Origin of the sequence: Paenibacillus sp. FSL H7-0716 (genome assembly GCF_038002705.1) — a bacterium.
GTDB lineage: Bacteria > Bacillota > Bacilli > Paenibacillales > Paenibacillaceae > Paenibacillus_AQ > Paenibacillus_AQ odorifer.
Map to the genome: position 1 here is coordinate 24,500 of NZ_JBBODA010000046.1, position 10,114 is coordinate 34,613.

Annotated in this window: 6 protein-coding genes; 3 read left to right on the forward strand and 3 right to left on the reverse strand. The window is 44.7% G+C overall.

The genetic code is table 11. The annotated features are described in order from the left end of the window. Positions 1-14: 14 nt before the first annotated feature. From MHH60_RS30335 to MHH60_RS30345, 3 genes are all read right to left on the reverse strand, one after another. On the reverse strand, positions 15-848 hold the full coding sequence (locus MHH60_RS30335) for a carbohydrate ABC transporter permease (RefSeq protein ID WP_076130664.1): 834 nt from the start codon (positions 846-848) through the stop codon (positions 15-17). 2 nt (positions 849-850) lie between these two features. Then, positions 851-1,744: a carbohydrate ABC transporter permease gene (locus MHH60_RS30340; RefSeq protein WP_076105422.1), complete on the reverse strand. Its 894-nt coding sequence runs from the start codon at positions 1,742-1,744 to the stop codon at positions 851-853. A 107-nt stretch (positions 1,745-1,851) separates the two neighbouring features. Then, on the reverse strand, positions 1,852-3,198 hold the full coding sequence (locus tag MHH60_RS30345) for an ABC transporter substrate-binding protein (protein WP_076138783.1): 1,347 nt from the start codon (positions 3,196-3,198) through the stop codon (positions 1,852-1,854). Positions 3,199-3,444: 246 nt separating this feature from the next. Between MHH60_RS30345 and MHH60_RS30350 the strand changes: the two genes are divergently transcribed. The 3 genes from MHH60_RS30350 (at position 3,445) to MHH60_RS30360 (ending at position 9,530) form a co-directional block, all read left to right on the forward strand. Then, positions 3,445-5,997 (forward strand): beta-mannosidase, encoded by a 2,553-nt coding sequence (locus MHH60_RS30350; RefSeq protein ID WP_076138784.1) that lies wholly within the window; start codon positions 3,445-3,447, stop codon positions 5,995-5,997. A gap of 25 nt (positions 5,998-6,022) precedes the next feature. Next, on the forward strand, positions 6,023-8,176 hold the full coding sequence (locus MHH60_RS30355) for an alpha-galactosidase (RefSeq protein ID WP_076138785.1): 2,154 nt from the start codon (positions 6,023-6,025) through the stop codon (positions 8,174-8,176). Between the two features lie 388 nt (positions 8,177-8,564). After that, the gene (locus MHH60_RS30360; RefSeq protein ID WP_076105437.1) at positions 8,565-9,530 is read left to right on the forward strand and encodes an alpha/beta fold hydrolase; all 966 of its coding nucleotides are present in this window, start codon (positions 8,565-8,567) and stop codon (positions 9,528-9,530) included. The last annotated feature ends 584 nt before the right edge of the window (positions 9,531-10,114 follow it).

A 10,114-nucleotide genomic window follows, 5' to 3' on the forward strand; every position in this document is an offset into this window, starting at 1 on the left:
ATAAGCTACCTACCTTATTTGACCGCTCCGCTGGTTACGCCTTCAAAGATGTAACGCTGCAGGAAAAAATATAGAATTACTGTCGGCAGCAGGATAAGCAGAATAGCCGCACAGATTAAATTCCATTCCCCCGAATTGACCCCTTGAAAACGCATTAGGATCGTCGTAACTACACCAAGGCTTTGTTTCGGCATGTAGAGATAAGGGATGTACATGTCATTGTAAATACTAATGGTTTTCAAAATAATCAAAGTAGCCGTAGCTGGTGTAAGTAAAGGGAAAATAATCGACCGATAGATTCTGAACAGAGAGGCACCTTCTACCATCGCACTTTCATCGAGATCCACGGGAATATTACGGATAAATTGCAGATATAAAATAATTTGAATTACATCCGCTCCAATATAAAGCACGATCGGGGCGCCGAGTGTATTGTAAAGCCCCATACTTTTGATGATACCAAAAGTCGCCACTTGTGTCGTGATACTAGGAATAATGGTGGCTACTAGATATGCACCGAAGACAACGGGTTTCAATTTGAAAGAGAAGCGTCCCAATACAAATGCTACCATAGTGCCGAACAGAATGTTCAGAATTAAAGTAATAGCTATAATGATTAACACATTACCAAATCCGTTAAGTAGACCCCCACGCTGGAAGACGGCAGTGAAATTATCGAAATTCAAAAAGCTTTTTGGCAGTGCCATAGAGCTGCTGCTGTTAAATTCGTCAGTGGATTTAAAGGCATTGACGATGACCACATACGGAGGAAATAGTACAACAAATACACCGATAAGCAGCGAGAAGTATTTAATAACATCTGTGAAGCGAAATTTGGAGTATGTCATATCTATTTGTCCCCTCCCCGGCTTAGAACTAGTTGCTGTACTAACAGTACGATGACGACAAAGAAAAGCAAGATAATACTCATGGCAGAAGCGAGGCCATAATTATTGTAAGCAAATGCAGTATCTACAACTTTTTGTACGTATGTTTCACTGGCGCCTGCAGGACCGCCCTTGGTCAACACGAAGGGGAGATCGAATACTTCCAGTGCCCCTGTGACGGTAAGAAATAAGTTAAGCTGGATGACTGGCTTCATATTCGGTAAAGTAATTCTCCAAAGTGTTTGAAAAGGTCCGGCACCATCGATCTTTGAGGCCTCATAAATATCGTTTGGAATGGCCTGCAAGGAGGCGATGTAGATTACCATGTTATAACCCATGAAACGCCAAAATCCTGTAGATGCCAGTGAATAGTTAACCAGTCCTTCTGTTCCAAGCCAACTGGTCTGTCCTAGTCCGGTAAGACCAATGCTATTCAGAAACATATTCAGAGAGCCGTTGGTGGTGTCAAAGACATAACCAAACATAAAGGCGACGGCGACACCGTTCATAATGTAAGGGAGGAAGAGTAAGATTCGAAATGCATTTTTTCCTTTCAGCTTACTATTGAGCACAATCGCAAAATAAATAGCGACGATATTCTGGAGAATTCCCATCGCGAAATAAGCAAAGTTATGGGTAAATACCTTGAAAATATCGGGGTTGGAGAAGACTTCGCGGTAATTATCGAGACCGACCCAAGGCTTCTCAGGGCTATAGCCATCCCAGTTCGTAAAGCTGTAATAAATCAGCTTGAGTGCCGGATAATACGTGAATGTTGCGAGCAGCAACAAAGGAATCGTGAGGAAGGATACAATGATAATCGTCTTCTGTTTGTTATAGGAAAGTGTTCCGAACATCGCTAGCCCTTCTTTCATAAAAACGTGGTATGGAAAGGCAAAATGGATTATCCGTAAAAGCAATAATCCATTTTGCTCCGTAGTGTACTTCGAATCAATAGCTCAAATTAATAACCGAGGTCCTTCTTGGCTTTAGCCCAAGCTTTATTCCACTTGTCTAATACGGTTTGTGGATCTTTGGCAAGTACAAATTCCTGTACAACAGCAGGGAGATCCAGCTGTGCCTTGTTGCCGATCTCTGTAACCTTTGCATCGTCAACAGTTCCTTCTACCAGTTCTACTCCGGTAGCTTGGAATTCTTTCAGCTGAGTCAGATTGGATTCCTTGCCTTTTAATGGAGAGATAAAGCCGGCGAAATCCTCATAACCTGAATCCTCAATCATCCATTTTACGAAGGCTTTAGCTGCCTCTAAATTTTTGCTGTTCTTGGCAACGGCATAGAAGAAGTCAGGGCTAAGGGTAGCGGATGGTTTACCCGAATTGTCATAAGGGAATGGGAAGAAGCCAACATTGTCTGAAGAAGCGCCTGCTCCGATGACTTGGTTAATAACCCAGTTGCCAAGATAGTACATGGCGAATTTGCCGGAAGCGATGTCCTTTTTCGATTGCTCCCAGTTGGTGGAGTTGATGTCTTTTTCCAGATAGCCTTTTTCATTCAGTTCTCTAAGTAGGCTGAAGGCTTTGCCATAACCGTTGTCCATAGTGAACGGTGTTTCAGAGTTCAGCTTAGCATTTGGAAAATCAGGATTGCCTTCAATTAAGCGTGGTGTGTCATAAGCCCAAGTACCAAGTGGCCATTTGTCTTTAAAGTTAGAGGACATTGGAATAACACCTTTTGCTTTCAGCTTCTCGCAGGCAGCCAGGAATTCATCCCAAGTCTTAGGCGTTTCGGTGATGCCGGCATCAGTGAATGCTGTTTTGTTATAAACAATACCGGAAGTAGAGTTCCCTGTAGTAATTCCGTAAAGCTTACCATCAAAGGATTTGAAGTCTTTAAAGGTGATCTGATCGTTCAAGCCGAGATCATCCAGTGAAGCGAAATATTTCGGCAGGTCGGAGTTAGGGATGGAAGGAATAAACATAACGTCTGGAAGCTCGCCGCTGGCCATTCTGACTTTAGCCTGTTGGTTATAGTCGGTTTGGGAAGCTTCGAATTCGACTTTAATGTTCGGGTATTTTTCATTAAAGCGCTTTAAATATTCGTCATATTCTTTGCCGATCATGTCTGTTCTGTTAGTTAGGAAGGTGATTTTGCCGCTGATATCAGCTCCTGCTGCAGGTTCGGCAGTTGCATTCGTGTCACCGCCGGTATTCTCTGCGTTAGTTGCTGCGGGCTTTTCAGTTGCGGCAGCGCCGTTATTCGTGTTGTTGTCATTATTCGAACCACAGCCAGCAAGCGTTGAAGATAAGACCATAATCATAACAAAGGATAACGAAAATAACTTATTTCTCATAGCTTAATCCCCTTTTCGTTTTTATTGTTAGCGTTTACATGAACATTATAGCTTTATCGAAGCCGTTAATAAATGTATTGTATTATTATTTATTGTCTTTATTTGTTTTGTTTCTGCGTTTATAATTAGCGTGTACCTAACAATCAGATAACAAAATACAAAGAATATCAAAAGGGTTCAATGAATTAATTGAAGTCTTATGCTATTTTTGAGAAGTCTATGCTTACAAAACTTTTAGGAGGTATTATGAAACATTTGCATATGAATCTTGCGAAGTGGGAATTTAGAGGCTGTGGTGATGAGGAGTGGCTTCCGGCGACTGTACCAGGTACAGTCCATACGGATTTACTAAAGAACGGAAAAATTTCAGACCCCTTTTATGGAACAAATGAACATGATCTACAGTGGATCGATAAGAAGGACTGGGAATATCAAACCTCGTTGCAGTTGGGGGAAGAGTGGCAGAAGTTTGCTTGCACGGAGCTAGTTTTTGAGGGACTGGATACTTATGCAGATGTGTACGTGAATAATGTACATGTGCTTGCTGCTGATAATATGTTTCTGGCATGGAAAGTGGATGTCAAAGATCAGTTGAAGACTGGAGAAAATAATATTCGGGTGAAGTTCCGCTCTGTGGTTAAGGAAGATTTACCGAAATTAGCGAGGCTGGGTTACGCGCTGCCTGCCTCAAATGATCAATCCGAGCTTGGGGGATTAGATGAACAACGAATTAGTATTTTTGCGCGCAAAGCACCTTATCATTACGGCTGGGATTGGGGCCCGCGTTTCTTGACCAGTGGAATATGGCGTGCGGCAGCTCTGGTGGGACGTGACACTGTTCAAATTACAGACCTCTATATCCGTCAAAATTTGATTGCTAAGGAAGAAGCTCGCCTGACCGCAATTGTAGAAGTGGATGCTCCTGCTGCTTGGCGGGGAATGCTGCGAATAAGTGCCGATGGTTTGGAGTGGATGCAAGCGGTTACTTTAGAAGAAGGCAAGCAGCAATTAGAGATGAATATGGTTATATCCGAGCCACAGCTCTGGTGGTGCAGAGGGCTGGGAGAGCCACATTTATATACATTCCAGGCAGAATTGGTACAAGGTGCGGAAGTAGAGGGTAGCAAAAGTGTGCGGACTGGGCTCCGCAGTATTGAATTGATTCGGGAGCGTGATGCCAAAGGAGCTTCGTTTTCTTTTGCGCTGAATGGAGTTTCCGTCTTCGCCAAAGGTGCCAATCATATTCCAAATGATAGCTTCACCACAGAAGTAACCGAGGAGCGGTATCGGCATGAAATTGCCACGGCAGTAGAATCGAATATGAATATGCTGCGCGTTTGGGGCGGCGGTATATATGAAGAAGATATTTTTTATCAGCTCTGTGATGAATACGGATTGCTGGTCTGGCAGGACTTTATGTTCGCTTGCAGTATGTATCCCGGGGACGAGGCGTTCCTAGAAAATGTGAAAAAAGAAGCCGAATATAACGTCAAAAGATTGAACAATCATCCCTGCATCGCCTTATGGTGTGGCAACAACGAGATTGATTCGGCCTGGTCACAGTTCGAGGAAAATATGGGCTGGGGCTGGAAAGAAAAACTCGGCGCTGAGCAAAGAGCGACAATGTGGGCCGATTATATTAAAATCTTCCACCAAATTCTGCCGGAGGCTGTAGCCGCATTCCATCCGGGAGTGGACTACTGGCCGTCTTCACCGTTGCGGGAGCTGACTGGCGATATTAATCAGCATGCGACGCGAATTGTGGGCGAAGGGGATGTGCATTACTGGGGCGTCTGGCACGGAATCGAGCCTTTTGAGAACTATAATACAAAGGTTGGCCGCTTCATGAGTGAATATGGCTTCCAGTCGTTCCCGGAACTAAAAACGGTAATGAGCTATGCGGAAGAGCAGGATTTGGAGCTTACCTCAGAGGTGATGCTGGCGCATCAGAAGAATGGTCGCGGTAATCTGCTGATCAAAGAATATATGGATATGTATCTGCCGCAGCCAAAGGACTTCAAAGCCTTTTTATATATGAGTCAAATCCTGCAGGCCGAAGCGATCCGAATCGCGATTGAAAGCCACAGAAGAAATAAACCTTATTGTATGGGCACTTTATACTGGCAGATGAACGATTGCTGGCCGGTGGCTTCTTGGGCGGGCATGGATTATAACGGGCGCTGGAAAGCCCTGCAATATACCGTGCGTTCAAGCTTCCAAGATGTTCTGTTGTCTATCGACGGTACAGACCGTGAGAAGGTAGACATTCATGTCGTATCTGATTTAAGAACAGCAGTGAGCGCTGAGTTGGTGCTTACTTTGTATCAGTTTAACGGTTCGGTGCTGCGAGAGTGGGCACATCCCGTTGAGCTGGGAGCTGATTCTGCAGCTATCGTATTCTCGTCTCCTGTGGCAGACCTGCTAGAAGGTCAAGGGGTGGGTGATGTCTTGCTTGGAATTTGCTTGCAGGCGGATGGCCAGGTGATAGATCACAAGCTGCATTATTTTACTCCGGAAAAAGAAATTCCATTGCAGCGCTCAGTAATTACCGTGCTGGAAACTCCAGAGAGCGGTGGATTAAGCTTCACCGTGACCAGTGATGTATTGGCTAGAGGTGTATATCTGACTTCGGAAGATGAAGGAATATTCTCTGACAATTATTTTGACCTTCTCCCAGGTCAGACCAAGACGATAGAGTTCTCACAACGCGGGAACGATGGAAGAGACTGGATTCCTGCCGCACCTAAGGGGCTAAAGGTTCAATCGATGGTTGATTTTGTGAGCGAAGATTTGCTGTAAATCCTAAGGAGAGAAGGACTGGCACATGGGGATTTTAGTTCAGGAAGATAAGGGATTATTCCATTTACAGAGCGCAGGGATGAGTTATATTCTTCAGCTTGTTAATGATTATCCGGCACATGTGTATTGGGGCAAGAAGCTGCGGAGTGACAGCAATTTGGAAGGGTTGTTGAATCTGGGAGGAAATACGGGTCTCGACCGGCTCCCGCAGGAATATCCCCAATACGGCACGGGAGATTTCAGAACACCTGCTTATCAAGTTCGGCTCGAAGACGGCACTCGTATTACAGAGCTGAAATACAGCGGGTACCGGGTAGTTGAGGGTAAACCCTCACTGCCGGGTCTGCCATCTGTATATGTTGAGTCTGCGCAAGAAGCACAGACGTTGGAGCTTACACTTAAGGATGATTACGCCAAGCTGAGTGTTATTTTGCGCTATACGGTTTTTGAACATACCAACGTAATCACCCGTTCTGTGGAGTTTACCAATGCGGGGGAAACGCAGCTGCAATTGCAGCGTGCACTGAGTGCTAGTGTCGATTTCTCGTCTGGCGATATGGATATGATCTATTTGGCAGGAGCTTGGTCAAGGGAAGGTAATCTGACCCGTAGACGTCTGGTGCAAGGTGGTACGACCATTGGGAGCCGCAGAGGGATGAGCAGCCACCAGTTAAATCCATTTGCAGCGCTGGTGAAACCTGAAACGGATGAAAATCATGGAGAGGCCTACGGCTTCAGTCTTGTATATAGTGGAGGCTTTGAAGCTGAGGCAGAGGTCGATTCCTTCGGGATGACCCGGTTTACGATGGGGCTGAATTCTTTTGATTTCTCCTGGCTGCTGGAGCCGGGTGAACAATTCCAGACCCCAGAGGTAGTGATGGTTTATTCCTCCGAGGGGATCGGAGAAATGTCGAGGACCTATCATCGCCTGTACCGGACCCGTTTATGCAGAGGGTTATATAGAGATAAGGAACGGCCCATTCTGGTCAACAATTGGGAAGCCACCTATTTCAACTTCGATGCGGATAAATTGGAGTCGATTGCAGCGGAAGGAGCGAAACTCGGGATAGAGCTATTCGTACTGGACGACGGCTGGTTTGGCAAAAGAGATGCAGATAACTCCTCTCTCGGAGACTGGGTAGAGGATCTGCGCAAGCTTCCAGGCGGATTATCTGATGTCGCACAGCGCGTGAATAATCTAGGCTTGCAGTTTGGCCTCTGGTTCGAGCCGGAGATGATCTCGCCAGACAGCGAGCTCTATCGTAAGCATCCCGACTGGTGTCTGCATGTGCCGGGACGCCGCCGCAGCGAAGCTCGCTGGCAATTGGTGCTGGACTATACACGGGAGGATGTTCGGCAGTACATTTATGAGTCACTGTCCCGGATTTTCTCGACCGTGCCCATTAGTTATGTGAAATGGGATATGAACCGTTGTTTAACGGAGATTGGCTCTGCAGAGTTACCTTCTGAACGCCAAGGGGAAACCGCACATCGTTATGTGCTTGGGCTGTATGAGCTATTGGAGCAAATAACTTCAGAGTTTCCGCATATCCTGTTCGAGAGCTGCTGTAGCGGTGGCGGCCGCTTCGACCCAGGCATGCTGCATTACATGCCGCAGACCTGGACCAGTGACGATACCGATGCTGTGGAACGACTGAAGATTCAGTATGGAACAAGTCTGGTGTATCCGGTTAGTTCGATAGGCGCGCATGTGTCTGCCGTGCCGAATCATCAGGTAGGACGGATCACTCCGCTGTCTTTTCGTGGAGATGTAGCTATGTCCGGTAATTTCGGTTATGAGCTGGATCTTACGAAGTTTACAGACGAAGAGAAGGAACTTGTGAAGGAACAGGTTGCGAACTATAAACAAATCCGCAGTCTTGTGCAGCAAGGGAATCTGTACCGGCTGCAAAGCCCGTTTGAGGGCAATGAGACAGCATGGATGTTCGTGTCCGATGATCAGCGAGAGGCATTAGTTTATTACTTCCGGGTAATGGCTGTGCCGCATCCGCCCCGCCGCAGCCTGAAGCTGAATGGTTTAAATCCGGAGCTGGATTACATTCTGGAGGCAAGTGGTGAGGTTTACGGTGGTGATCGGCTAATGCAGGCTGGACTGGCTCTGCCGGATATCCAGCAGGATTTTGTTAGCGGATGTTATAAATTGAAGGTGCAGGAATAGAGTTTATTGATAAACAGGAAGCAAACCACGGGCACGAGCAAGCTATGAGCAAGCTATGAGCAAGCCATGAGCAAACCACGAGCATACTATGAGCCTAGCTCGTGGTTTGCTTTTTTTTGTTGGCAAAGACGAATTTGAATCAGTTGAAGCTGCGGTTGGCAAAGCAGCCTTAATCGTACCCACCTTCACACATATATTCCTCCTATTATGGCATCCTGTGAAGCTACCTTTTGTATGATGCTATAGCTTTTTTGCATGTTCATATTCCGTTCATATTGAGGTCATAGGGAGTACATCTTCATTGGTTAATCTTAGCTTAGCAGTTAGTTATGGTAGTCCAATACACAGCTGATGACAGGAGAAGATACGAGTGGAAATAAAAGAAGTAATGAAAATGAAGGCGGGCACGAGAACAAGTAAAATACTAAACATACTACTTAAAGTAGTAGGAGCAATAATCATCGCCATCGTGCTTTTTCTCGCTATTGTCTATACAGTTAATTTGATCAGCAATAAATCGGAACAAGGTAAAATAGAACCCTATGGTCAGTTAGTACCCGTAGATGGGAAAAATATGAATGTTTATATTCAAGGAAAAGGTGAAGAAACAGTCGTGCTACTACCGGGTTATGGCACAGCAGCGCCAGCTCTTGATTTTAAAGCATTAATAGATGAACTGTCGCCGTTTTACAAAGTTGTCATGATTGAGCCTTTTGGGTATGGATTAAGTGATCTGACCAAAAAGGAGCGCAGCAAAGAGAATATTGTAAGTGAAATTCATGAAGCTTTACAGGCTCTTAATATTGACCGTTATATTCTAATGGGTCACTCTATTTCAGGTATATACGGACTAGATTATGTTAACAAGTATGAAAATGAAGTTAGTGCATTTGTTGGGCTTGATAGTAGTGTTCCATCGATAAGTGAGAGGAAGATCGAAGCTTCTGAATTAAGATCTATAAATCTGCTCAAAAAATCAGGTCTAATCAGATTGCAAATGAAACTTAGTGCTGACCCAATTGCGGAACTACCATTTGATGAAAAAACAAAAGAACAAATGAGATTGATCAATCGCAAAAATATATTTAATCCCACCCAATTAAATGAAGCTGGAATGATGTATTCTAATTTTAAATCAGCTGAAAGTTTAACATTTCCTAAAAATCTTCCTCTTATTTTCTTTATACAAGCGAATCAACCAGCAACGGATAGATGGATACCAGAGCATGAAAAGCAAATCAAGGACTCTGTGCATGGAAAAATTGTGAAGTTTGAAGAGGGACATTATTTATATCGCACTAAAGCAAAAGAAATCGTAGAAGACTTTCAGGCATTTATGAAAGAAATAAAATAAGTTTTGCTGTCGAGCCGACCGGATTTCAGGATTTCCTCTGATTTTCGTTCGGTTTTTTATTAGTCCGTAAGATATGGGGGAGTGCCACCAGTTAACGATGCTCCATCATTATGGTTTGGTCTGGGATAAGAACGAGAAGGCGCCGACTGCATGATGGAGAATTTCCTTGGCTGCTGCTAGGTACCTAGGTACCCTGATTTGGATCGGACTCAGGAGTCCTTATTTGCTAGAAAAGAGGTAATTGAGGCTACTTTCGGACCCCAGCGACGCTATTGGCTAATTATCGCAACCGCATGGGGTGTTTTGGAGTAAATAGCTGCACCTGAGTCCGATAGCATCTCAAATGTGCGTTTTTATCGCGAATAGAGGCTATACGGTCCGTAAGTAAATAGGGAGTGGGGGAGTATGAGAAAGTTGAGTAAGTATGAGAAAGTATGAGGAAGTATAAGAAAGTATGGGAAAGTATGAGCAAGTATGAGGAGGTACCAACAGTTAACGATGCTCCAATCATTATGGTTTCGTCTGGGTTAAGAACGAGAAGGCGCCGATTACATTTGATGGAGAGTTCCCTTGGCTGTTACTAG

Coding starts and splice junctions, on each gene's coding strand:
- MHH60_RS30350 (WP_076138784.1), top strand. CDS start 3,445: ATGAAACATTTGCATATGAATCTTGCGAAGTGGGAATTTAGAGGCTGT.
- MHH60_RS30335 (WP_076130664.1), bottom strand. CDS start 848: ATGACATACTCCAAATTTCGCTTCACAGATGTTATTAAATACTTCTCG.
- MHH60_RS30340 (WP_076105422.1), bottom strand. CDS start 1,744: ATGTTCGGAACACTTTCCTATAACAAACAGAAGACGATTATCATTGTA.
- MHH60_RS30345 (WP_076138783.1), bottom strand. CDS start 3,198: ATGAGAAATAAGTTATTTTCGTTATCCTTTGTTATGATTATGGTCTTA.
- MHH60_RS30360 (WP_076105437.1), top strand. CDS start 8,565: ATGAAAATGAAGGCGGGCACGAGAACAAGTAAAATACTAAACATACTA.
- MHH60_RS30355 (WP_076138785.1), top strand. CDS start 6,023: ATGGGGATTTTAGTTCAGGAAGATAAGGGATTATTCCATTTACAGAGC.